Source organism: Pseudomonas sp. 2, assembly GCF_056627435.1.
Genome location: NZ_JBWXNG010000004.1, coordinates 340995 through 363602, shown reverse-complemented (window position 1 = coordinate 363602; position 22608 = coordinate 340995). Strand labels below are relative to the sequence as shown.

The 22608-nt window shown below is 62.4% G+C and carries 21 protein-coding genes and 1 pseudogene; 13 read left to right on the top strand and 9 right to left on the bottom strand.

Going from position 1 to position 22608, the window contains the following annotated elements; genetic code table 11:
• Position 1: 1 nt before the first annotated feature.
• On the top strand, positions 2-991 hold the full coding sequence (locus tag AC1MEK_RS09465; RefSeq protein ID WP_480395989.1) for a sulfate/molybdate ABC transporter ATP-binding protein: 990 nt from the start codon (positions 2-4) through the stop codon (positions 989-991).
• Between the two features lie 120 nt (positions 992-1111).
• Here the strand turns inward: AC1MEK_RS09465 and AC1MEK_RS09460 are convergent, their stop codons facing one another.
• On the bottom strand, positions 1112-1648 hold the full coding sequence (locus tag AC1MEK_RS09460; protein WP_480395988.1) for an Mpo1 family 2-hydroxy fatty acid dioxygenase: 537 nt from the start codon (positions 1646-1648) through the stop codon (positions 1112-1114).
• A 106-nt stretch (positions 1649-1754) separates the two neighbouring features.
• Between AC1MEK_RS09460 and AC1MEK_RS09455 the strand changes: the two genes are divergently transcribed.
• Positions 1755-2459, top strand: a complete 705-nt coding sequence (locus AC1MEK_RS09455) for a Crp/Fnr family transcriptional regulator (RefSeq protein WP_480395987.1) — start codon at positions 1755-1757, stop codon at positions 2457-2459.
• Positions 2460-2464: 5 nt separating this feature from the next.
• Here the strand turns inward: AC1MEK_RS09455 and AC1MEK_RS09450 are convergent, their stop codons facing one another.
• Positions 2465-3469, bottom strand: coding sequence for an AraC family transcriptional regulator (locus AC1MEK_RS09450; protein WP_480395986.1), 1005 nt, complete (start codon positions 3467-3469; stop codon positions 2465-2467).
• Between the two features lie 112 nt (positions 3470-3581).
• On the opposite strand from AC1MEK_RS09450, the gene AC1MEK_RS09445 reads away from it, so the two are divergent.
• The 4 genes and pseudogenes from AC1MEK_RS09445 (at position 3582) to AC1MEK_RS09430 (ending at position 7635) form a co-directional block, all read left to right on the top strand.
• Positions 3582-4652 (top strand): fatty acid desaturase, encoded by a 1071-nt coding sequence (locus tag AC1MEK_RS09445; protein WP_480395985.1) that lies wholly within the window; start codon positions 3582-3584, stop codon positions 4650-4652.
• A 370-nt stretch (positions 4653-5022) separates the two neighbouring features.
• Positions 5023-5604, top strand: coding sequence for an alpha/beta hydrolase (locus tag AC1MEK_RS09440; protein ID WP_480395984.1), 582 nt, complete (start codon positions 5023-5025; stop codon positions 5602-5604).
• Between the two features lie 99 nt (positions 5605-5703).
• Positions 5704-6519 (top strand): annotated as a pseudogene (locus AC1MEK_RS09435) (sigma 54-interacting transcriptional regulator); the annotation flags it as partial.
• Positions 6520-6852: 333 nt separating this feature from the next.
• Positions 6853-7635: a MetQ/NlpA family ABC transporter substrate-binding protein gene (locus AC1MEK_RS09430; RefSeq protein WP_480395983.1), complete on the top strand. Its 783-nt coding sequence runs from the start codon at positions 6853-6855 to the stop codon at positions 7633-7635.
• 183 nt (positions 7636-7818) lie between these two features.
• Here the strand turns inward: AC1MEK_RS09430 and AC1MEK_RS09425 are convergent, their stop codons facing one another.
• Positions 7819-7971 carry a hypothetical protein gene (locus AC1MEK_RS09425; protein WP_480395982.1) on the bottom strand — a complete coding sequence of 51 codons (153 nt, stop codon included), beginning with the start codon at positions 7969-7971 and terminating at the stop codon, positions 7819-7821.
• Positions 7972-8236: 265 nt separating this feature from the next.
• Between AC1MEK_RS09425 and AC1MEK_RS09420 the strand changes: the two genes are divergently transcribed.
• From AC1MEK_RS09420 to AC1MEK_RS09405, 4 genes are all read left to right on the top strand, one after another.
• Positions 8237-9133: a TauD/TfdA dioxygenase family protein gene (locus AC1MEK_RS09420; protein WP_480395981.1), complete on the top strand. Its 897-nt coding sequence runs from the start codon at positions 8237-8239 to the stop codon at positions 9131-9133.
• A gap of 28 nt (positions 9134-9161) precedes the next feature.
• Positions 9162-10043 (top strand): ABC transporter ATP-binding protein, encoded by an 882-nt coding sequence (locus AC1MEK_RS09415; protein ID WP_480395980.1) that lies wholly within the window; start codon positions 9162-9164, stop codon positions 10041-10043.
• A 137-nt stretch (positions 10044-10180) separates the two neighbouring features.
• Complete coding sequence (locus tag AC1MEK_RS09410; protein WP_480395979.1) at positions 10181-11047, top strand: ABC transporter permease; 867 nt, start codon at positions 10181-10183, stop codon at positions 11045-11047.
• Positions 11048-11222: 175 nt separating this feature from the next.
• Positions 11223-12242, top strand: coding sequence for an ABC transporter substrate-binding protein (locus tag AC1MEK_RS09405; protein WP_480395978.1), 1020 nt, complete (start codon positions 11223-11225; stop codon positions 12240-12242).
• Positions 12243-12356: 114 nt separating this feature from the next.
• On the opposite strand, the gene AC1MEK_RS09400 is transcribed toward AC1MEK_RS09405, so the two are convergent.
• Positions 12357-13523: an AAA family ATPase gene (locus tag AC1MEK_RS09400; RefSeq protein WP_480395977.1), complete on the bottom strand. Its 1167-nt coding sequence runs from the start codon at positions 13521-13523 to the stop codon at positions 12357-12359.
• 175 nt (positions 13524-13698) lie between these two features.
• Between AC1MEK_RS09400 and AC1MEK_RS09395 the strand changes: the two genes are divergently transcribed.
• Genes AC1MEK_RS09395 through AC1MEK_RS09385 form a run of 3 tightly spaced genes read left to right on the top strand, consistent with a single transcriptional unit; the run spans position 13699 to position 18985 of the window.
• On the top strand, positions 13699-14802 hold the full coding sequence (locus AC1MEK_RS09395) for an efflux RND transporter periplasmic adaptor subunit (RefSeq protein ID WP_480396071.1): 1104 nt from the start codon (positions 13699-13701) through the stop codon (positions 14800-14802).
• Positions 14799-15869 carry an efflux RND transporter periplasmic adaptor subunit gene (locus AC1MEK_RS09390; RefSeq protein ID WP_480395976.1) on the top strand — a complete coding sequence of 357 codons (1071 nt, stop codon included), beginning with the start codon at positions 14799-14801 and terminating at the stop codon, positions 15867-15869. The genes AC1MEK_RS09395 and AC1MEK_RS09390 overlap by 4 nt, the downstream gene beginning before the upstream one ends.
• Positions 15866-18985: an efflux RND transporter permease subunit gene (locus tag AC1MEK_RS09385; protein WP_480395975.1), complete on the top strand. Its 3120-nt coding sequence runs from the start codon at positions 15866-15868 to the stop codon at positions 18983-18985. Before AC1MEK_RS09390 ends, AC1MEK_RS09385 begins: the two co-directional genes overlap by 4 nt.
• Before the next feature lie 137 nt (positions 18986-19122).
• Here the strand turns inward: AC1MEK_RS09385 and AC1MEK_RS09380 are convergent, their stop codons facing one another.
• The 5 genes from AC1MEK_RS09380 to AC1MEK_RS09360 form a co-directional block, all read right to left on the bottom strand.
• On the bottom strand, positions 19123-19749 hold the full coding sequence (locus AC1MEK_RS09380; protein ID WP_480395974.1) for a class I SAM-dependent methyltransferase: 627 nt from the start codon (positions 19747-19749) through the stop codon (positions 19123-19125).
• A 174-nt stretch (positions 19750-19923) separates the two neighbouring features.
• On the bottom strand, positions 19924-20178 hold the full coding sequence (locus tag AC1MEK_RS09375) for an acyl carrier protein (RefSeq protein WP_480395973.1): 255 nt from the start codon (positions 20176-20178) through the stop codon (positions 19924-19926).
• Positions 20168-20737 (bottom strand): hypothetical protein, encoded by a 570-nt coding sequence (locus tag AC1MEK_RS09370; protein ID WP_480395972.1) that lies wholly within the window; start codon positions 20735-20737, stop codon positions 20168-20170. The genes AC1MEK_RS09375 and AC1MEK_RS09370 overlap by 11 nt, the downstream gene beginning before the upstream one ends.
• Before the next feature lie 116 nt (positions 20738-20853).
• Positions 20854-21498, bottom strand: a complete 645-nt coding sequence (locus tag AC1MEK_RS09365) for a methionine ABC transporter permease (RefSeq protein ID WP_480395971.1) — start codon at positions 21496-21498, stop codon at positions 20854-20856.
• The gene (locus tag AC1MEK_RS09360; RefSeq protein WP_480395970.1) at positions 21488-22606 is read right to left on the bottom strand and encodes a methionine ABC transporter ATP-binding protein; all 1119 of its coding nucleotides are present in this window, start codon (positions 22604-22606) and stop codon (positions 21488-21490) included. Before AC1MEK_RS09360 ends, AC1MEK_RS09365 begins: the two co-directional genes overlap by 11 nt.
• Between the last annotated feature and the right edge of the window lie 2 nt (positions 22607-22608).

Here is a 22608-nt window from a genome sequence, read left to right as displayed (position 1 = left end):
CATGTCGATCGAAGTCCGTAACGTCAGCAAGAATTTCAACGCCTTCAAGGCCCTCAACAGCATCAATCTGGACATCCAGAGTGGCGAGCTGGTGGCCTTGCTGGGCCCGTCCGGCTGCGGCAAGACCACGCTGCTGCGCATCATCGCCGGGCTTGAAACCCCGGATCAGGGCAACATCGTGTTCCATGGCGAGGACGTCTCCGGCCACGATGTGCGCGATCGCAACGTCGGGTTCGTGTTCCAGCACTACGCGCTGTTCCGCCACATGACGGTGTTCGACAACGTCGCCTTCGGCCTGCGCATGAAGCCCAAGAACCAGCGCCCGAGCGAAACCCAGATCGCCGCCAAGGTCCATGAGCTGCTGAACATGGTGCAACTGGACTGGCTCAGCGACCGCTATCCGGAGCAACTGTCCGGCGGCCAGCGCCAGCGTATCGCCCTGGCCCGCGCGCTGGCGGTGGAACCCAAGGTGCTGCTGCTCGACGAGCCGTTCGGTGCCCTCGACGCCAAGGTGCGCAAGGAGCTGCGCCGCTGGCTGGCTCGCCTGCACGAAGACATCAACCTGACCTCGGTGTTCGTGACCCACGACCAGGAAGAGGCCATGGAAGTCGCCGACCGCATCGTGGTGATGAACAAGGGCGTGATCGAGCAGATCGGCTCGCCGGGTGAGGTCTACGAGAATCCGGCCAGCGACTTCGTCTACCACTTCCTCGGTGACTCCAACCGCCTGCACCTGGGCGAAGACAACCACGTGCTGTTCCGCCCCCACGAAGTGTCGCTGTCGCGTCAGGAAGTGGAAGGGCACCACCCGGCGGAAGTCCGCGACATCCGCCCGTTGGGTGCAACCACCCGCGTGACCCTGCGCGCCGAGGGCCAGCCGGATCTGATCGAGGTGGAAGTGGTGAAGGACCACGACAGCCTGATCGGCCTGGCGCGGGGCGAGACCTTGTTCTTCAAGCCGAAGGTCTGGCAGAAGGTCGCGAATCTCTAGGCTACACCCGCCTCGTAGCAGCACGGCTTGCCGGCGGGAGCGGTGTGTCAGACGACCTGTTCGTCACAGATACACCGCCCCGCCGGCAAGCCGTGCTGCTACGGGTTGAGTCGATTCCAGTTACACCGCAGCTTTCTTCATATCGCGCTTGTGCGTTCGCCCAACGCGCCCTTCGATGTTGCCCTGCAACTTTTTCCTCATCCCCATCAGAAAAGCCGCCTCGGCCGTGACGAACAGCGGGCCGATGATCAGACCTGAGAGGTCGTCCACAAACGCCGGCTTGCGACCTTCGTAATAATGGCCGACGAACTGGATCGCCCAACCCACCACGAACAGCCCGACGCCGCTGCCGAGCCAGACCAGGGTGCTCTGCTGTGCCAGATGTGCGCCAATCCACAGAAACAGCACGAGCACGATGCCGAGGGCGATGCCCAGTGGCCGGTCCAGCTTCAGGTAAAACCAGGCCGCCGCCACCGTCGCCAGCAGGGCCGGGGACAGCCACAGCTCGCCCAGCGCCCAACTGCTCCAGCCGGGGCGCGACAGCAGGATGGAGACCGCCAGCACGATCAGCGGCACGCCGACAAAGTGCGTGGCGATGTTTCGGGTATCACGGTGGTAGGACGCGTACTGACTGAGATGATCGACGAGGTTTTTCATTGTTATTCCTCACTGGATACGTGGATCATGCGGCCCGACTCAATCTGGCGGATCCATCGGAGGAACCAGCCTGCAATAAATCGCCATCAAGAAAAAGGAGATTCACGTGACGAATGGGACCCAATGGCGCTCATGGTTGGACAACGACCACTGGTTCACCGACTTGCCCACTTCCCTGCAGGATAGCTTGCTGGTCGGCATGCGGCAGCGGCGGTTCACGCCCGGCAAGCTGATCTTCGAACATGGTGAGGCGCCCTGCGGTTTGTACGCGCTGCTGTCCGGATCGATCCGCTTCAACGGGGTCAAGCAGCAGCGCGACTGGTTGCCCCCTGCCAAAACGCCGCGACCCTACTGGTTCGGCGAGGTTTCGCTGTTCGACGGCCTGCCCCGGCTGCACGATGTCTTCGCTCAGGACCAGATCATCGTCCTGCACCTGCCCCAAGCGTCCTTGAGCGAAATGCTCGAAGCCAACCCGCATCACTGGCGCTACTTCGCCCGATTGCTTGGCCGCAAGCTCGGCCTGGAAGTGCCGCCTAACGACCAGGTGACGCTGATGCCCACCGATGAGCGGGTGGCCTTTCGCCTGTTGCTGCTCACCGAAGGTTACGGTGACCTCGACCATTCGACGCGCACGGTGTCGGTCAATGACGTGTTATCCGACACCCGGCTGGGCCTGGCGCCGGAAGTCGTTGATCGGGTGGTCGGGCAGTTCGCCGAACGCGGCATCGTGCGCCGCGAGGGCGATTTCATCTGCGTGCTGGACGTCGAGCGCCTGCGCAAGGCCGCGCGGCATCGTCTGACCGGCGGCTGAGGCGGTCAGCGCAAGCCGTCGCGGTACTGGCTGGGGGTCATGCCGGTCCAGCGCTTGAAGGCGCGGCTGAAGCTGCTGGTGTCGGCGAAGCCTAGAAGAAAGGCGATTTCACTGAGCGAGCTGCCCGGCTCGCGCATGTGCAGCAACGCCAGGTTCTGCCGGCACTGGTTGAGCAGCAGGTCGTAGCTGCAGCCTTCATCGGCCAGGTGCCGCTGCAGGCTGCGCAGGCTCAAGTGCAAGTGCTGGGCGATGCGTTCGGCTGAGGGTTCGCCTTCGGGCAACTGCGCTTCGATGGCGCCGCGCACCTTGCGCTCCCAGGTCAGGGGGCTGAGTTTTTCCAGGGTGCGGTTGAGCACTGCTTCGTTGTGCTCGGCCAGTTCCGGGTTGGCGTCGTCCAAGTGGCTATCGAAATCCGCGCAGGCAAACTCCAGCAGGTTTTCCGCCGCACCGAAGTGCAGCGGCGCGCGGAACACGTCGTGCCAGGGCTTGGGGTCGGCGGGTTCGGGCCGCACCAGATGCACCGCCAGCGGCGCGTAGTGGCGGCCCAGACGGTTGCGGCAGGTCCTCACGTAGATCGCCGCGAAGGCGTCCATGGCCTCATTGGCCGGCATCGCGCCGCCCTCGGGCACGCGAAAGCGAAACTCGTAATGCTCACCGACGCGGGTGAAGCTCAAATCCAGCGCATCGCTGACCACCGGGTGATAGCGCACGATGCGTTCGAACACTTCGCGTAACGAGCCGCTGGCCACCAGCGCGTACCCCAGCGCATGAAAGGTCGTGGGGCTGACGAAGCGCGAGACGCGCAGCCCCAGCGCCGGGTCGCCGCTGGCCTGCACCGACAGCTCCCAGAAACGCGTGGTGACCGCCACCGGGTATCGAGCGTTGGGGTCGTCCATCAATTGCGGGTCCAGCCCCGCCGCCTGGCTCAGCGCGAGGCTGTCCAGGCCCAGCGCGTCGAGTTGCTTGCGCAGGGCACGGGTCCAGCTGGCGAGAACGCTTGGATCAGACATGAATATTGGCGCCTGCGGTCAACAACCTGGCGTCCACGGTCGGGCGGTTTTGCGCCCCGCGCGGCACAGTGGAGCCTCGTTTTTCATCATCATAAGACCGGAGAATGGAAGCATGCACGACTCTTCTGCAAGCGTGGCCGGATTGAATGCACAACAGCGATCAGCCCATATTCGCGCGGTGGTTACGGCCTACGGTGTCACCTTGCGCGAGCGCTACCCGATCCTGGCCCATCAGGATGCGATCGGCGCCGGCATCCTGGTGTTCACGCTGGCCGGCATGGTGGGCTGTGCGGCGCTCTATCTCGCGGGTTACATGGCGTGGTGGGTGTGCCTGTTGCTCAACGCTTTCTTCGCTTCACTGACCCACGAGCTGGAGCACGACCTGATCCACAGCATGTATTTTCGCAAGCAGCGCGTGCCTCACAACCTGATGCTGGCACTGGTGTGGCTGGCCCGTCCGAGCACCATCAACCCGTGGATTCGCCGGCATCTGCACCTCAACCATCACAAAGTCTCCGGCACCGAAGCGGACATGGAAGAACGCGCCATCACCAACGGCGAACCCTGGGGCATCGCGCGTTTGCTGATGGTGGGCGATAACGTCATGTCGTCGCTGATTCGCACCTGGCGCGCCAAGACCTGGGCGCACAAGTTCAGCATTCTCAAGCGCACTGCGCGGGTGTACGCGCCGCTGGCGTTGCTCAACTGGGGCGCGTGGTATGTGTTTCTCGGTTTTCATGCCGCCAACGGGATGGCGAGCCTGATGGGCGCATCGGTTGATTGGTCGGCCCATACGCTGGCGGTCATGCAGGTGATCGACATCGCTGTCGTGGTGCTGGTCGGGCCCAACGTTTTGCGCACCTTCTGCCTGCATTTCGTCAGTTCCAACATGCACTACTACGGCGATGTCGAGAGCGGCAACGTGATGCAGCAGACCCAGGTGCTCAACCCCTGGTGGCTGTGGCCGTTGCAGGCGTTCTGTTTCAACTTCGGCAGCACCCACGGCATTCACCATTTCGTGGTCAAGGAGCCGTTCTACATCCGCCAGATGAGCGCGCCGGTGGCGCACAAGGTCATGGCCGAGATGGGGGTGCGGTTCAACGATTTCGGGACGTTTGCGCGGGCGAACAGGTTCTCTGCGGTCAAGGCCAGCGCTGTCGCGCCTGAACCTGTACGCGGTTGAAACTGTGGGAGCCGGCTTGCTGGCGAAAAGCGGTGTGTCATTCGAAGTTGCAGTGCCTGACACGCCGCATTCGCCAGCAAGCCGGCTCCTACAGGTTGTGCATCCATCCGGAAATTTCAGGCGATAAAAAATTCTGTAACAACCCCACCGTATTCTCTGCTCATCCCCGGCGAGCTGGGGGCAGACAGCGTGATTTATCAGGGCCGCTCCTTAAGGCAGGGGGTGGCCCTCTTTTTTTCCGGCGGCGATCACCTGTTTTTGCGGTATATGAGTTCGAGTTATTAATAAATATCTTCTTATTCTTTTTCGAATATATATCCCGTCCCTATACTCGCCGCCATGAACGCAAAAAATGCAGGAGGCGAAGGCCATGCATAACGAGTCGATCCGTTACCTGATCGTGCCAGGCTGGCAAGGATCCGCCGACGATCACTGGCAGACCCACTGGCAGAACAGCCTGCCCAACAGCGTGCGCGTGGAGCAGGCCAACTGGTTGACGCCGCGCCGTGAAGACTGGGTCGGGGAGTTGCAACGCGCCATCGCCGCCGACAGCTCGCCGGTAATCCTGATCGCTCACAGCCTGGGCTGCGTGACGGTCGCGCACTGGGCGCAACTGGCGCCGCTGGAAACCCTGCGCCAGGTACGCGGTGCCTTGCTGGTCGCGCCTGCCGATGTCGAGCGGCCCAACTGCCCGCCGGCGATTCGCAATTTTGCGCCTATCCCTGAGCACCTGCTGCCGTTCCCGGCGCAGGTGGTCAGTTCCGACAACGACTCGGCCGTCAGCGCCTTGCGGGCGATGGAAATGGCCCGCAACTGGGGCGCCGAGATCGGCATCCTGAGCGGTGCCGGGCACATCAACGTCAAATCCGGTCACCAGCGCTGGGAGCAAGGCTTCGCCTATCTCTTCCGCTTGCAAGGCCGCATCGAACAGCTGGCTCGGCGCCGAGCATGAGCCTGCACCCTGTGAACGTTTTCGCCGCAGTGATCCGACAGGCGCTGCGGCCTTTTTTTTAACGCTCAAGCCCACGGATGGCTTGGGCGGGAGACTGCCATGAGCCACCCAGACGTACCCAGCCAACCGCTTCTGACCTTCCCCGACGCCGAAAAAAGCCCGCTGAGCATCCGCGCCAAGGCGCTGGTGTTCTTCGACCCGCGCTCACGGCGCCTTCGCGAAGAAATGGAACAACTGGCGCCGCTGGATCTACCGGTGCTGATTCGCGGCGAACCGGGCACGGGCAAGGAATTGCTGGCCCGGCACATCCATCGCGGCAGTGATCGCTCGGGGCTGTTCGTGTCGGTCAATTGCGGTTCGATCAGCCCGACCTACGCCGATGCCGAGCTGTTCGGCCATGCCGCCGGCGCCCACAGCGGCTCAGCCAGCAGCCGGGCAGGCTGGTTCGGCTCGGCCACCGGCGGCACCCTGTATCTGGACGAGATCGCCGACCTGCCGCTGTCGATTCAGGTCAAGTTGCTGGCGGCCCTGGAAAACCACGAAGTCACCCGCGTCGGGGCGTCCCAGCCAAGCCCGGTGGATGTGCGCCTGGTCGCGGCGACCAGTATCGACCTGAGCCTGGCGGTGAAGGCCGGCAAGTTTCATGAGCGTCTGTATCGCTACCTGAGCGAGGGGCGGCTGGATTTGCCCGCGCTGCGCGAACAGCCCGGCAACATCCTGCCGCTGGCCGAGTATTTTCTGGGGATCTACAGCCAGCGGCTGGACTTCGACATGCCGCTGATCAGCGAGGCTGCGCAACAGGTGCTCGAAGCGCATTACTGGCCGGGCAACACCCGGGAGCTGGAAAACGTCATCCACTTTGCGCTGTTGGTCAGCAGCGGGGCGGAGATCCTTCCCGAGCACCTGAGCTTGCCGCTCCGCTGACTTGCTTTTGTGGGAGCCGGCTTGCTGGCGAATGCGTCAGGCCAGACACCACGACGTTGACTGACACACCGCATTCGCCAGCAAGCCGGCTCCCACGGGTTGAATCGGGCCGATCACCATGGAAAATCCGCGAGATAGACGCATGGCTGATGGCTAAAAGCCTTCTGAGAACCAAAAGGCATATATCCGAGATGAAAAAGTATTGTCTCGGAATAAAAAATCTCGGTAATGTCCGCCTCAGCCGCCACCCCGACCGGGTCGAATCCGCGGCACTCTCAATAAGGGTTGCCCACAAGGTGACCGGATTTTTCCTAAGGAATTCGCATGAAAAAGACCTTGTTGTTCACCGCTCTGGCGGCTGCCCTTTCCATTGGCGCGGCTCAAGCCGGCGAGAAACTGGTGGTCGGCGCGACGCCGGTACCACACGCCGAGATTCTCGAACTGATCAAGCCTGAGCTGGCCAAGGAAGGCGTGGATCTGGAAATCAAGGTCTTCACCGACTACGTGCAGCCAAACGTTCAACTGAACGAAAAACGCCTGGACGCCAACTACTTCCAGACCAAACCGTACCTGGACGGCTTCAACAAGGGCAAAGGCGCTTCGCTGGTCACCGGCGTAGGCGTGCACGTCGAACCGTTCGGCGGCTACTCGAAGAAGTACAAGTCCCTGGCTGATCTGCCGGTTGGCGCGACCATCGCCATCCCGAACGAAGGCAGCAACGCTGGCCGTGCACTCCTGCTGCTGCAGAAGGCTGACCTGATCAAGCTGAAGAACCCGACCGACGCACTGGCCACGCCGAAAGACATCGCCGAGAACCCGAAGAAATTCAAGTTCCGCGAGCTGGAATCGGCTGTACTGCCACGCGTGCTGGATCAGGTCGACCTGGACATGATCAACACCAACTACGCGCTGGAAGCCAAGCTGAGCCCGAAAAAGGACGCGCTGATCCTGGAAGGTGCCGACTCGCCGTACGTGAACTACCTGGTGACCCGTACCGACAACGCCCATGCTGACGCGATCGAGAAACTGTCCAAGGCGCTGACCAGCCAGCAGGTCAAGGATTTCATCAACAAGAAGTACGACGGCGCGGTATTGCCAGCGTTCTGATGAAATAAACCGATTGGCGGGGTTTCCGTCCGTAGCAGCACGGCTTGCCGGCGGGAGCGATCTTGAGAACGACGGATGATCTGTAGGAGCGAATTTATTCGCGAAACGATCATCCCGACGACGCATATGTGTCGGGCGCACGGGCCATTCGCGAATAAATTCGCTCCTACAGGTTTGTTGCGACTAGTGACTCAGATGTTTAACGCCGACGGCTTTCACATGCGTCGGCGTTTTTGCGTGCGTGCCCAGCGCCCGGCGCAACGCGATAAGCAGCTTGACGTTGTCGTCGTGCGCTTTGTCGTGTGAGTGCTCGTTGTCGTTTCCACGTACCGGCATGATCGGTCCTCTTTTTGTTATCCCTGACGGCGGCTGATCGCGGCAGTGCCTTGCCGCGAGATGCGAGGATAGACACCTATAGTGCCCTTTGGGTTCGCTGGCGAAGATAAGAATTTGGTAACGCTGCGGTTACCAACTAGTGGCGTAACGCCTGCCCTAGTTCGTTCAGCGCTAACCATATGCCTTAACGGTATTTAAATTTCGTTTCTTATATCTATAAAGTTCCGACTTCAAAGCCATTCGCCTTTTTGCAGTCGGAGTACTCATGCCAGCAGCCTCCCAAGCTTCTACGTCCGCGCAAGCGCCGGATCAGCAGTTCGATGTACGCCCCTTCGCCGAGAAGGTGGGTGCGGAAATCGTCGGTCTGGACCTGTCCCGCCCGCTCAATGACGCAGATTTCGCCCGTGTGCACCGCGCGCACCTGGATCACCACGTCGTGGTCTTCCGCGACCAGCAGATCACCCCGCAACAACAGATCGATTTCAGCCGCCGTTTCGGCGTGCTGCAGATTCACGTGCTCAAGCAGTTCCTCCTCGCCAACCACCCGGAAATCCTGATCGTTTCCAACATCGTCGAGAACGGCCAGCCGGTCGGCCTGGGCGACGCCGGTAAATACTGGCACTCGGACCTGTCCTACAAGGAACTGCCAAGCCTGGGCTCGATGCTCTACGCCCAGGAGCTGCCGAGCGAAGGCGGCGACACCCTGTTCGCCGACATGCATCAGGCCTGGGACACGCTGCCCGAGCACCTGCGCAAGGCCGTCGAAGGCCGCAATGCGGTGCACAGCTACACCTCGCGCTATCGCGACGGGAAGAACGCCGAAAACTGGCGCCCGACCCTGAGTGCCGAACAGCTTGCACAAGTGGTTGTGGTCAGCCATCCGGTGGTGCGTACCCATCCTGAGAACGGCCGCAAGGCCCTGTTCGTCAGCGAAGGTTTCACCACGCATATCGTTGGTCTGCCCGAAGACGAGAGCCGCGCGATTCTGGAAGAAATCTACGCTCACAGCGTGCGTCCGGAAAACGTCCTGCGCCACAAGTGGCAGGAGAACGACATGGTCTTCTGGGACAACCGCTCGCTGATTCACCTGGCCGGCGGCACCCCGGACCACCTGCGCCGTCGCCTGCACCGCACCACCATTCAGGGCGATGCTCCGTTCTGATCTTTCCTCGACTCGGGAGCCCCGTTCCATGAACGCTGTCCTGCAAAGCCACACGGCTAGCAATCGCTTGAACGCGCAACAGGCTAATCAGCCTACCGCTGACGCGCTGTTGCAAGTCAAGGGCGTAAGCCTTGAATACCGCACGCCGGAACGCGTGGTGCGGGCCACTCACCAGGTGAGTTTCGAGATCGACCCGGCCGACCGCTTCGTGCTGCTCGGCCCATCGGGTTGCGGCAAGTCGACGCTGCTCAAGGCCGTGGCCGGCTTCATCTCGCCGGTCGAAGGGCAGATTCGCCTCGCCGGCGAGCAGGTCAGGGAGCCTGGTCCGGATCGCATCGTGGTGTTCCAGGAGTTCGATCAGTTGCCGCCCTGGAAGACGGTGATCGAGAACGTCATGTTTCCGCTGCTGGCTTCGCGCACGCTCAAGCGCCGTGAGGCCGAAGAGCGCGCGCGGCATTATCTGGAGAAGGTCGGCCTGAGCGCGTTCGCCAACGCCTACCCGCACACCTTGTCCGGCGGTATGAAGGCCCGCGTGGCCATCGCCCGTGCGCTGGCGATGCAGCCGAAAATCCTGCTGATGGATGAGCCGTTCGCGGCGCTGGACGCGCTGACCCGGCGCAAGATGCAGGAAGAGCTGCTGCAGCTGTGGGAAGAGGTGCGTTTCACCCTGTTGTTCGTCACCCACTCCATCGAGGAAGCGCTGGTGGTGGGCAACCGGATCCTGCTGCTGTCGCCGCATCCGGGGCGCGTGCGGGCGGAAATCAACAGCCATCAGTACGACCTGAAAAGCCTGGGCGGCGTGGATTTCCAGCGCTCGGCGCAACGCATCCACAACCTGTTGTTCGATGAAGGCGAGGCGCCGGTGATCGAGCAGGATTTGCGGTTTCAGGATATTCGGATCGCTTACTAGCCCCACTGATTTTCCTTGTGGGAGCCGGCTTGCTGGCGAATGTGGTGTGTCATTCACCGTTGCAGCGTCAGGTCTGACGCATTCGCCAGCAAGCCGGCTCCCACAGGGCAAGTGCATCGACTCAGAGAGACAACACCATGAGCCTTTCACCCCCGATTCGCGAGGAATACGAAATCGCGCTGGAGCCTTTCACCCAGGCTGATCTGGCGCGCGACATTCCTCTGGCCCAACGCATCTGGCAACTGGGCTGGGTGCGCAAGAGCGTGATCCTGATCGCCCTGGCGGTGATCTGGGAAATCGCCGCGCGCATTCAGGGCAACGACCTGCTGCTGCCCAGCTTCCTGCAAACCGCCAAGGCCTTCGTCGACGGCATCGTCACCGGCGAGCTGCTGGCCAAGGTGTGGATTTCCCTGACAGTACTGGTCAAGGGTTACCTGATCGGTATCGTGCTGGCGTTTGGCATGACCACCCTTGCCGTGTCGACCCAGCTGGGTCGCGACCTGCTCGGCACGCTGACTTCGATGCTCAACCCGCTGCCCGCCATCGCGCTGCTGCCGCTGTCGCTGCTGTGGTTCGGGCTGGGCGAGAATAGCCTGATTTTCGTGCTGGTGCATTCGGTGCTCTGGGCCCTGGCGCTGAACACCTACGCGGGTTTTCTCGGTGTCTCGGAAACCCAGCGCATGGCCGGTCGCAACTATGGCCTGAAGGGCATCCGGTTCGTCTGGCACATCCTGATTCCCGCTGCGCTGCCGTCGATCCTGGCGGGTCTGAAAATCGGCTGGGCCTTTGCCTGGCGCACCTTGATCGCTGCCGAGCTGGTGTTCGGCGCCTCCTCGGGCAAGGGCGGGCTGGGCTGGTACATCTTCCAGAACCGCAACGAGCTGTACACCGACAAGGTGTTCGCGGGCCTGGCGGCGGTGATCATCATTGGCCTTCTGGTGGAAAACCTGCTGTTCAGCAACGTCGAGCGCCTGACCGTGAAGCGGTGGGGCATGCAGCGCTGAGGCCGAGCGTACAAAACCGATCCGTAGCCGCCTGGCTTGCCAGCGGGAGCGATCTTGAGAACGCCCCGCCGGCAAGCCGTGCTGCTACGGGAAATTCGAACAATCAGCCGAATGGACCGGACCACCGGACATGAAGCCTTCCAATACTTTTCGCTTTTTCTTTGAGGATCGTTGCATGGAGACTTCATTCAAACGCCCGCTGTTGACCGCGCTGGCGGCCACGCTGGGCCTGGTCGGCGCGCTGTCGAGCGCGGGTGCGCAGGCCGAGGGCAAGATCAGCATCGCCCAGCAGTTCGGCATCGGTTATCTGATTCTTGACGTGGTGCAGCAGCAGAAGCTGATCGAGAAGCACGGCAAGGAGCAGGGCATCGACATCAAGGTCGACTGGAACAGCATTTCCGGCGCCACGGCGATGAACGAAGCGCTGCTGGCGGGCGCGCTGGACGTGGTGTCGGCCGGCGTGCCGCCGATGCTGACCATCTGGGACCGGACAAAGGGCAAGCAGAACGTCAAGGCCATCGCCTCGCTGGGGTCGATGCCCAACTATTTGCTGACCAACAACCCGAACGTGAAGACGCTGAATGACTTCACCGACAAGGACCGCATCGCCGTGCCTGCTGCCGGCGTGGGCTTCCAGTCGCGCACTTTGCAGATCGAAACCGCCAAAGTGTTCGGTAACGACAATTTCAAGAAATTCGACAACATCTCCGTCAGCCTGCCGCACCCGGACGCCACTTCGGCGCTGATCGCGGGCGGCTCGGAAATCAGCGCACACTTCTCAAGCCCGCCGTTCCAGTATCAGGAACTGGAGAGCGACAAGGTGCATAAAGTGCTGAGTTCCTACGACGTGCTGGGTGGTCAGGCGACGTTCAACGTGCTGTACACCACGCAGAAATTCCACGACGAAAACCCCAAGACCTACAAGGCGTTCTACGACGCGCTGGTCGAGGCCGAGAAGATCATCAAGGCCGACAAGAACGCGGCGGCCAAGACCTACATCGAGGTCGAGAAATCCAAGCTGCCGTTGCCGCTGGTGGAGAAGATCGTCAACGATCCGGAAATCGACTTCACCGTCGTGCCGCAACGCACCTTCATCTATGCCGAGAAGCTGCAGGAACTGGGCGTGCTGAAGAACAAGGCTGCGAGCTGGAAGGATTTCTTCTTCGAAGAGGCGCATGGCGGGGCGGGGAGCTGACTGCTCTGTGGGAGTGAGCTTGCTCACGAATGATTAGTGCTCACAACCAGTGTTGTGGATGTACCAGCCCTTTCGTGAGCAAGCTCACTCCCACAAGATCGGATGCCGTCTTCGTCAATCCGGCCAATGCCACGCCGGTTCATCCAGCATCCCCTGCCCGACCACCCCGGTCTGCCCCAATTCCTTCTCCAGTACGATGCAATTGCATTGGTCATCCCGTTCCAGCGCCGCGATCAGGCGGCTGGCGTGGGACACCACCCATACCTGGCATTGCTGCGACGCACGGATAATCAGCCTTGCCAGCGCAGGCAGCAGATCCGGATGCAGGCTGGTTTCCGGCTCGTTCAATACCATCATGGTCGGCGGACGCGGCGTCAGCAGCGCGGCGATCAGCAGCAGATAACGCAACGTGCCGTCCGACAGTTCCGCTGCCGACAGAGGCCGCAGCAGCCCTTGTTGATAAAACTCCAGCGCGAACAGGCCGCCGCTCTGCGCGTTGATCGCTATTCGAGCGCCGGGGAAGGCGTCGCTAATGGCCGCGTCCAGCGCTTCGGGCTCGCCGATTTCGCGGATGGTCTGCAAGGCGGCCGCAAGATCCCGGCCGTCGTGATGCAGCACTGGGGTGCGCGTACCCAGTTGCGCCTTGCGCGCGGGCGCGTCGGCGTCGGTGCGAAAGTGGTCATAAAATCGCCAGCCGCGAATGCTGTCGCGCAGTTGCAGTACTTCCGGCGAAGAACGCATGTTGCCCACCTGATCGAACAGGCTGTCGAACGCGGGCGTGTGTTGTGCCAGTACGTCCCAGCTGCGGCCTTCGCGAGCACGGATCATGGGACCTGCGCGGTCCACCAGCAGGCTGGCCGGGCGATACAGCGGGCCGGCCCAGATGCATTCGCGCTTGATCTCGGGGTCCAGCGAGAACGCGGTGGGGGCGTCGGGCGGTGGCGGCAGGCCGAGGGAGATCGCATAGCTGAAATCCTCGGCGGCAAAGCCCAGGCGCAAGCGCACGACGTCCTTGCGCGGCCCGCCCTGCACCTCGACTTCGCCATTGCGCATGCGCCGGCTGATGGTTTCGGGGCCCGCCCAGAAGGTCGAGTTCAAGCCGCCCTCACGGGCCAGCGCACTGATCACGCCACCCTGTGCGGTTTCCGCCAGCAGGCGCAGCGCGCGATAGAGGTTGGACTTGCCGCTGCCGTTGGGCCCGGTGATCAGGTTCAGGCGCCCGAGGGGCACCACCAGCGTGTTGATCGAGCGGTAATTGGCGACGGCCAGGGTGGTGAGCATCGAGCGATCCTTGCTGTGTGTGAACACAGGTGGCGAAACAGGTTCGGCGCAGTTTAGCGGTGCAAGGAACCCTGATCTACGCTCACAGTCGCATGTTCACGTCGCGCTCGTCTTGCGGGGCACGTCGCGGAACACGGCATTGGCACAAGGAGCTTGCATGCCCGTCCAACTTTCGATGCATGGATTAAGACTCCCCATGTTGGCGCTGTGCCTGGCGCTGGCGGCCGGGTGCGGCAAGGAAAAACCTGCCGAGCCGGTGCGCCCGCGCGTGCAGATACAGGAAGTCAAAACCAGCGAATTCGCCGCCACCGTGGCGCTGACCGGCGATATTCAGGCGCGGGTGCAGACTCAGCTTTCGTTCCGGGTGGGCGGCAAGATCATTCAGCGCTCGGTCGATGTCGGCGATCGCATCACCGCCAAACAAGTGTTGGCCCGGCTCGACCCCAAGGATCTGCAGACAAACGTGGATTCGGCGCAGGCCGCCGTGGCCGCCGAAGAGGCGCGGGTGAAGCAGACCGCCGCGGCCTTCGTGCGCCAGGAAAAACTGCTGCCCAAGGGTTACACCAGCAAGAGCGAATACGATTCGGCCCAGGCGCAACTGCGCAGCAGCCAGAGCGCGCTCAAGGCCGCCCAGGCGCAACTGGCCAATGCCCGCGAGCAACTGGGTTACACCGCGCTGATCGCCGATGCGCCGGGCATCATCACCGCGCGCCAGGCCGAGGTCGGCCAGGTGGTGCAGGCGACCATGCCGATCTTCAGCCAGGCCCGTGATGGCGAGCGCGATGCAGTGTTCAACGTCTACGAATCGCTGTTCGTCCAGCCGCCCACCGATCAGGAGGTCGAGGTCACGTTGCTCGACAACCCGAAAATCAAGGCCAGCGGCAAGGTTCGCGAAGTGACCCCGGCCGTGTCGGCGCAAACCGGCACCTTGCAGGTGAAGATCGCCCTGAATTCGCTGCCCGACGGCATGGACCTCGGCTCGGTGGTCAGTGCCGCACTGAGCGTGCCCGCCCGGCAGAGCGTCGAACTGCCATGGTCGGCATTGACCAAAGGGCTGGGCGATCAGCTCGGCCAGCCGGCGGTGTGGGTGGTCGACGAGCAGAACAAGGCCAGCCTGCGGGGTGTCACCGTGGGGCGCTACCTGACCGGCAAGGTGATCATCGTCGACGGCTTGAAAAACGGCGAAAAAGTGGTGGTCGCCGGAAACCAGCTGCTGCACCCGGACATGCAGGTGGAACTGGCCGACGTCTATAAACAGCCTGCGGGAGCGACGCCATGAAGCGCTTCTCGGGAATCGTCATCGCCGGCCTTTTGCTGAGCGCCTGTGGCAAGGAAGAACCGCCCGCAGAACCCGTGCGCCCGGTGCTGTACATGGAGGTCAAACCCCAAGCCGAGGAAAGCCTGGGCCGGTTCGCCGGCAATATTGCCGCCCGTTACGAAAGCACCCTGGGCTTCCGGGTGGCCGGGCGCATCGCCTCGCGCAGCGTGGACGTCGGCAGCGAGGTCGAGAAGGGCCAGTTGCTCGCCACGCTCGACCCTACCGACCTGCAGAACCAGGTGCGCGCCAGCCAGGGCGATCTGGCCCGGGTTCAGGCGCAGTACATCAATGCCCAGGCCAACGCGCGGCGCCAGCAGGAACTGTTCGATCGTGGCGTGGGCGCGCAGGCGGCGCTGGACGTCGCGGTGACTGACCTGAAGACCACCAGGTCCTCCTTCGATCAGGCCCAGGCTCAGGTGCAGCAGGCGCAGGATCAGTTGAGCTACAGCGAATTGCGCACCGACCACGCTGCCGTCGTGACCCAATGGAAAGCCGAAGCCGGGCAAGTGGTCAGCGCCGGCGAGCAGGTGGTGACCCTGGCCCGCCCCGACATCAAGGAAGCAGTGATCGACCTGCCCGCGCCATTGGCTGAGCAGTTGCCGCAGGATGTGGTGTTCAAGGTCGCCAGCCAGTTGGAACCGGAGATCAACACCACCGCAACCCTGCGCGAACTGGAGCCCCAGGCCGAAAGCTCGACCCGCACCCGTCGTGCACGCCTGACCCTCGCTGACACCCCAGCGGCGTTCCGGCTGGGCACGGCGATCAGCGTCACCCTGAGTTCGGCCATCGAGCCGCGCATCGAACTGCCCGCCAATGTGTTGCAGGAGGTCGAAGGCAAGACGCAGATCTGGATCGTCGACATGCAGAACCAGACGGTTTCGCCGCATCCGGTGAAGGTCGTCAGCCGCGACGGCGATTCCGTGGTGCTGGCCGGTGGCGTCAAGGGCGGGGAGCGTGTGGTCACGGCCGGGGTGAACAGCCTCAAGCCCGGCCAGAAAGTCAAAGTCGATAAGGACAGCCCACGATGAAAGGGACCTTCAACCTCTCCGAATGGGCGCTCAAGCATCAGTCGTTCGTCTGGTACCTGATGTTCGTCGCCCTGCTGATGGGTGTGTTCTCGTACATGAATTTGGGCCGCGAGGAAGACCCCTCGTTCACCATCAAGACCATGGTGATCCAGACCCGCTGGCCGGGCGCGACCGTCGACGAAACCCTGGAGCAGGTCACCGACCGCATCGAGAAGAAACTCGAGGAGCTCGATTCACTCGACTACGTGAAAAGCTACACCCGGCCCGGAGAGTCGACGGTGTTCGTCTACCTGCGCGACACCACCAGCGCCGCAGCGATTCCGGAAATCTGGTACCAGGTGCGCAAGAAGATCGACGACATTCGCGGCACCTTTCCCCAGGGGCTGCAGGGGCCTTCGTTCAACGACGAGTTCGGTGACGTGTTCGGTTCGGTCTACGCATTCACCGCTGACGGCCTGACCCTGCGCCAGCTGCGCGACTACGTGGAGCAGGTGCGCGTGCAGATCCGCGACGTGCCGGGGCTGGGCAAGATCCAGATGATCGGCCAGCAGGATGAGGTGATCTACCTCAACTTCTCCACCCGCAAACTAGCCGCGCTGGGGCTCGATCAGCGACAAGTCGTGCAAAGCCTGCAGGCGCAGAACGCGGTGACGCCAGCGGGTGTGATCGAGGCCGGGCCCGAGCGGATTTCGGTGCGCACCTCCGGGCAGTTCGATTCGGAAAAGGACCTGCGCGACGTCAACCTCAGGCTCAATGACCGTTTCTATCGCCTCAGTGACATCGCCGAAATCAGCCGCGGTTACGTCGACCCGCCCAAGCCGCTGTTCCGCTTCGACGGCAAACCGGCCATCGGTCTGGCCATCGCGATGAAGAAGGGCGGCAACGTTCAGGAATTTGGCAAGGACCTGCACGCGCGCATGGACCAGGCCACAGCGGATTTGCCCATCGGCGTTGGTGTGCATGTGGTGTCGGATCAGGCGCAGGTGGTGGAGAAGGCCGTGGGCGGCTTCACCAGCGCGCTGTTCGAGGCAGTAATCATCGTGATGGTGGTGAGCTTCATCAGCCTGGGCGTGCGCGCGGGGCTGGTGGTGGCGTGCTCGATTCCGCTGGTGCTGGCGATGGTCTTCGTGTTCATGGAGTACAGCGGCATCACCATGCAGCGGATTTCCCTCGGCGCGCTGATCATTGCGCTGGGGCTGTTGGTGGATGACGCGATGATCACGGTGGAGATGATGGTCACGCGGCTGGAGCTGGGCGACACCAAAGCCCAGGCTGCGACCTTCGCCTACACCTCGACCGCCTTCCCCATGCTCACCGGCACGCTGGTGACGGTGGCCGGGTTCGTGCCCATCGGCCTGAACGCCAGTTCCGCGGGCGAGTACACCTTCACCCTGTTCGCGGTGATCGCCGTGGCGATGCTGGTGTCGTGGATCGTCGCCGTGCTGTTCGCGCCGGTGATCGGCGTGCATATCCTCAGCGACAAGGTGAAAAAGCACGACGAAAAGCCGCCGGGCCGGCTCGCCCGAGGCTTCACCGGCTCGATGTACTGGGCCATGCGCAACCGCTGGCTGGCGATCATCATCACCATCGCGTTGTTCGCCACCGCGCTGTTCTGCATGCGCTTCGTGCAGAACCAGTTCTTTCCGTCATCGGACCGGCCGGAAATCCTGCTGGACCTGAACCTGCCGCAAAACGCTTCAATCAACGAAACGCGCAGGGCCGTGGACAAGCTGGAAGCCAGTATCAAGGACGACCCGGACATCGTGCGCTGGAGCACCTACATCGGCCAGGGCGCGGTGCGCTTCTACCTGCCGCTGGACCAGCAACTGGAGAACCCGTACTACGCGCAGCTGGTGATTGTCAGCAAAGGCCTGGAAGAGCGCGGGGCGCTGATGGAGCGCCTGAAAAAACGCCTGCGCGAGGATTTCGTCGGTATCGGCACCTACGTCCAGCCGCTGGAAATGGGGCCTCCGGTGGGGCGGCCGATCCAGTATCGGGTCAGTGGCGACAACATCGATAAAGTCCGCCAGCACGCCATCGACCTGGCCACGCTGCTGGACAAGAATCAGCACATCGGCGAGATGATCTACGACTGGAACGAGCCGGGCAAAGTCCTGCGCATCGACATCAACCAGGACAAGGCGCGGCAACTGGGGCTGTCGTCCGAAGACGTGGCACAGTTGATGAACACGATTGTGGTGGGCGCCAACGTGACCCAGGTGCGCGATGACATCTATCTGATCAACGTGGTCGGGCGCGCGGTGGACTCAGAACGCGGCTCGCCGGAAACCCTGCAGAACCTGCAGATCGTCACGCCGGGCGGCACCTCGATTCCGCTGCTGGCGTTCGCCAACGTGCGCTACGAACTGGAGCAGCCGTTGGTCTGGCGCCGCGATCGCAAGCCGACGATCACCCTGAAGGCGGCGGTGCGCGACGAGATTCAGCCCACCGACCTGGTCAAACAGCTAAAACCGGAGATCGACAAGTTCGCCTCGGAGTTGCCGGTGGGCTACAAGATCGCCACCGGCGGCACCGTGGAGGAAAGCGGCAAGGCCAAGGGGCCGATCGCCAAGGTGGTGCCGCTGATGGTGTTCCTGATGGCGACCTTCCTGATGATCCAGCTGCACAGCGTGCAGAAGATGTTCCTGGTGGCCAGCGTCGCGCCGCTCGGCCTGATCGGCGTGGTGCTGGCGCTGGTGCCGACGGGCACGCCCATGGGCTTTGTGGCGATCCTGGGGATTCTCGCGCTGATCGGCATCATCATCCGCAACTCGGTGATTCTGGTGACCCAGATCGAAGAGTACGAACACGCCGGCTACCTGCCGTGGGACGCCGTGGCCGAAGCCACCGAACACCGACGCCGACCCATCCTCCTGACTGCCGCAGCGGCCAGCCTGGGCATGATCCCCATCGCCCGCGAAGTGTTCTGGGGCCCGATGGCCTACGCGATGATCGGCGGCATCATCATCGCCACCCTGCTCACGCTGCTGTTCCTGCCCGCGCTGTACGTGGCCTGGTACAAGATCAAGGAGCCGACGCAGGAACAACGGGAGAAGGCCGAGGCCGAGAAGCAGCGGCACGAGGACGACGACGGCGCACATCCCGCCGCGCCTTAGATTGATGCACCGTCTTGAAATGTGGGAGCCGGCTTGCTGGCGAATGCGGTGTGTCATTCAACGTTGCAGTGTCTGGCCTGACGCATCGCCAGCAAGCCGGCTCCCACGCCTTCGGCAGAGGCGGATGGGTGTCGGATTCAAACCCTGCGCCAGACGCTCGCCAGCCACGGTTGCTGCTCTCTGGGCAGCCCCGCTGGGCGGTAGTAATGTTCGACCTCGACGAACCCGGCCTCGGTCAGGAGCGCGCTCCAAGACGCCAGGTCGTGAAACGAGCCATAGCGTTCGCCCTTCCAGCCTTCCTGATTGCTCCCGCGCGGGTTGGAGCTGAACAGCACGCCGCCGGGCTTCAACGCCGCGCGCAATTGCTTCAGCACTCGGGGCAATTCCTGGCGGGGTACGTGAAACAGCGAGGCATTGGCGAAGATCCCGTCGAAGCGCTCGGTGGGCAGGTCGAGTTCGAGAAAGTTCTGATGAAAGACCTCGCAGCCGCTGTCGGCACGCGCCATTTCGGCGAAGCGCTCCGAGCCGTCGAGCCCGGTCGCGATGTGCCCCAGCGCCGTGAACGTACGCAAATCCCGCCCCGGCCCGCAGCCGAAATCCAGAATCTGAAACGGCGCCGGGCCCTGAATATTGCGCAGCAGCGCGTCGATGTTCTGGCTCACATCGTGATCGCGCGTGCCCTCACGAAAGTCCTCGGCGACATCGTTGTAATTGCCCAGCGTGGTGGCGGTGATTTGGGCGAGATCCTGCGGGTCGAGTTTCATCGGTGCGTGTTTTGGTCGAAGGAAGCCGCCAATATACCCCCGCCCGACCTTGCTGCAATCCTGTGCTCACCACGACCTGCTTCTACGCCCTCCGGGCAGAGTCAAGAACGCGAGAACAAGGCGACGGTCACCGCTTGTTCAACCGCACCGCCAGCTGGTCCCCACTCAGCAGAGTCACCGCTGGCTAATGATGAAATCAACCAGTTGCTCCATGGTCTCGACTTTCAGTAAGCGCTCTGGATCCGGGTTGAGTTTGTACTGCCGCTTCACCTGCATGATGAAGCAGGTGAGGTCGTCGTCGATGATGTCGAATTCGGTGATGAAGTTTGTTTTTGCGGACACCGCTTCCCTGGGGATGAACCCAATAATCGACACGAACAGATCGATTATTTGTTCGGTCAGTCTTTCCCGGTCTGTATCAACGCCCATTTTTTGCCTCGTATGCACACAGTCCGATGCTCACCAGATCAAATATTGCAAGTCCCGCTGCGACGAAAGGAATTCCTCGTCCGATAACACCAAAGACCCTAACGGTACCAAAAGTGGCTTTGGCAACTCTTGCGGCAGTGGGCTGCCTGATAAGGGTTCGTGGAAAAAAATGAAGGCCAACTAAACTTGCCAAGTTGGTGGTTTTGCTCGATCCGGTAAGTACCCAGGCCCCTACTCCTGTTTTGCTGATCGGGATGCCAGCGGCGGCGGTGAGTATTGTCGCCGTTGTCAAGCCGTAATGCTCTTTGGTGCAACTCCAGAGAGTTTCAAGCGTAGTGTCCGGGATCGACGGCTGGGTCGGCACCGCATGGATAACTTCGTGAGCCGCAGCGCCGGTTGTCCATTCCTTGGTAGGAAGCAGCAGGGTGGCGGGGCAGGACGTCATCATCGAATTCGTCAGATTGAACATCACCAGACTAGGTGATCCCAGATCGACTCCTTGGCGTTTTAACTGGTGAAACTCCTTGAAAACAGCCTCTGACAAATCTCTCTCTTCCATGGCCTTGCGTCCAAGCTGATCAACGTGGCATGGAGACTATCTGATTTGTACCGCGACTTGTCGCCACCAGATAAAACAAGACTGCTCGTACGTTAGAGCAGGAATTTTCCTACTTTTTAGCGCTTGTTCAACCGCACCGCCAACCTGTCCCCGCCCAGTTGAATCACCGCCACCAACACCACCAGCAACACGATCACGGTCAGCATCACTTGCGTATCGAACCGCTGATAGCCATAGCGGTAGGCGATGTCGCCCAGGCCGCCTGCGCCGATGGCGCCGGCCATGGCCGAGGAGTTGATCATGGTGACCAGGGTGATGGTGAAGCCGCCGACGATGCCGGGCAGCGCCTCGGGCAGCAACACGTGCCAGACGATGTGCCAGCGGCGGCAGCCCATGGCCTGGGCGGCTTCGATCAGGCCGTGGTCGACTTCGCGCAGGCTGACTTCGGCGATGCGTGCGAAGAACGGCGTGGCGGCGATGGTCAGCGGCACGACCGCGGCCCACACGCCATAAGTGGTGCCGACGATCAGGCGGGTGAAGGGGATCAGCGCGACCATCAGGATAAGGAAGGGCACCGAGCGAAAGATGTTCACGAAGGCACCGAGCACGCGGTTGACGTTGGGCGCCTCGAAGATCCCGCCCTTGCCGCTGGTGACCAGGATCACCGCCAGCGGAATGCCCAGTACCAGCGCGATCAGCGATGACACGCCCACCATCAGGAAGGTGTCGATGACGCCTTGCCACAAACGATCAAGCCACATAACCCAGTACCTTTGCGTGTTGCGCCTGTCTGCGGGCGCGGATGAGCAGTTCGTCGACCGACAGCGGCGAGTGGCTGACCGAGAGCAGCAGATGCCCCAAGGCGCGGCCCTGAATGCGCTCGACGCCGCCGTGCAAGAGGCTGACCTTGCCACCGAAAGCACTGAACAGCGCCGACAGATCGGGCTCGTTGCCAACGAATTGCAGGTCGAGCACGACGCTGGCGTGAGCGGCTGCAGGCTGCGCTTTCAGGCGGGCTTGCAGGTCATCCGGCAGCGCGTGCTGCAGGGGGGCGAGCAGGGTTTTGCTGACCTCATGCTGAGGGTCGCCAAACACTTGCCAGACCGGGCCCTGCTCGACGATACGGCCTTGTTCCAGCACCACGACGCGGTCGCAGATCTCGCGGATTACCGCCATTTCGTGAGTGATCAGAATGATCGTCAGACCCAGGCGCTGATTGATCTCGCGCAGTAGCCCCAGGATCGACTGCGTGGTCTCCGGGTCAAGCGCCGAGGTGGCCTCGTCGCACAGCAGGATCGCCGGGTCGTGGACCAGCGCGCGGGCAATGCCGACGCGCTGTTTCTGGCCGCCGGACAACTGCGCGGGGTAGGCATGCTGCTTGTCTTTCAGGCCCACCAGTTCCAGCAGTTCGGTGACTTTGCGCTGGCGTTGCTCTCTCGGCACCTTCGCCACTTTCAGCGGCAGCTCGACGTTCTGCCACACGGTCTTGGCCGACATCAGGTTGAAGTGCTGGAAGATCATGCCGATGCGCCGGCGCAGCTCGACCAGCATGTCCTCGTTGAACGCGGCGATGTCGACCTGATCGATCAGCACCCGCCCGCTGCTGGGTTGTTCCAGGCGGTTGATGGTGCGGATCAGCGACGACTTGCCCGCGCCGCTGCGACCAATGATGCCGAACACCTCGCCGCGCTGGATGTCCAGGTCGATGCCCTGCAGCGCCGCCACCGGGCCGTGGGTGCCTTGATAGACCTTGCCCAGCTGGCTGAAGCGCACGTGAGCGCTGGCTTTTTCAGGGTGCAAACGCGCCTGATCGGCGGAATGCGGCGTGGGCTCTTCCAGTGGCAGGGAACGTTGCACAGTTGCGTTCATGT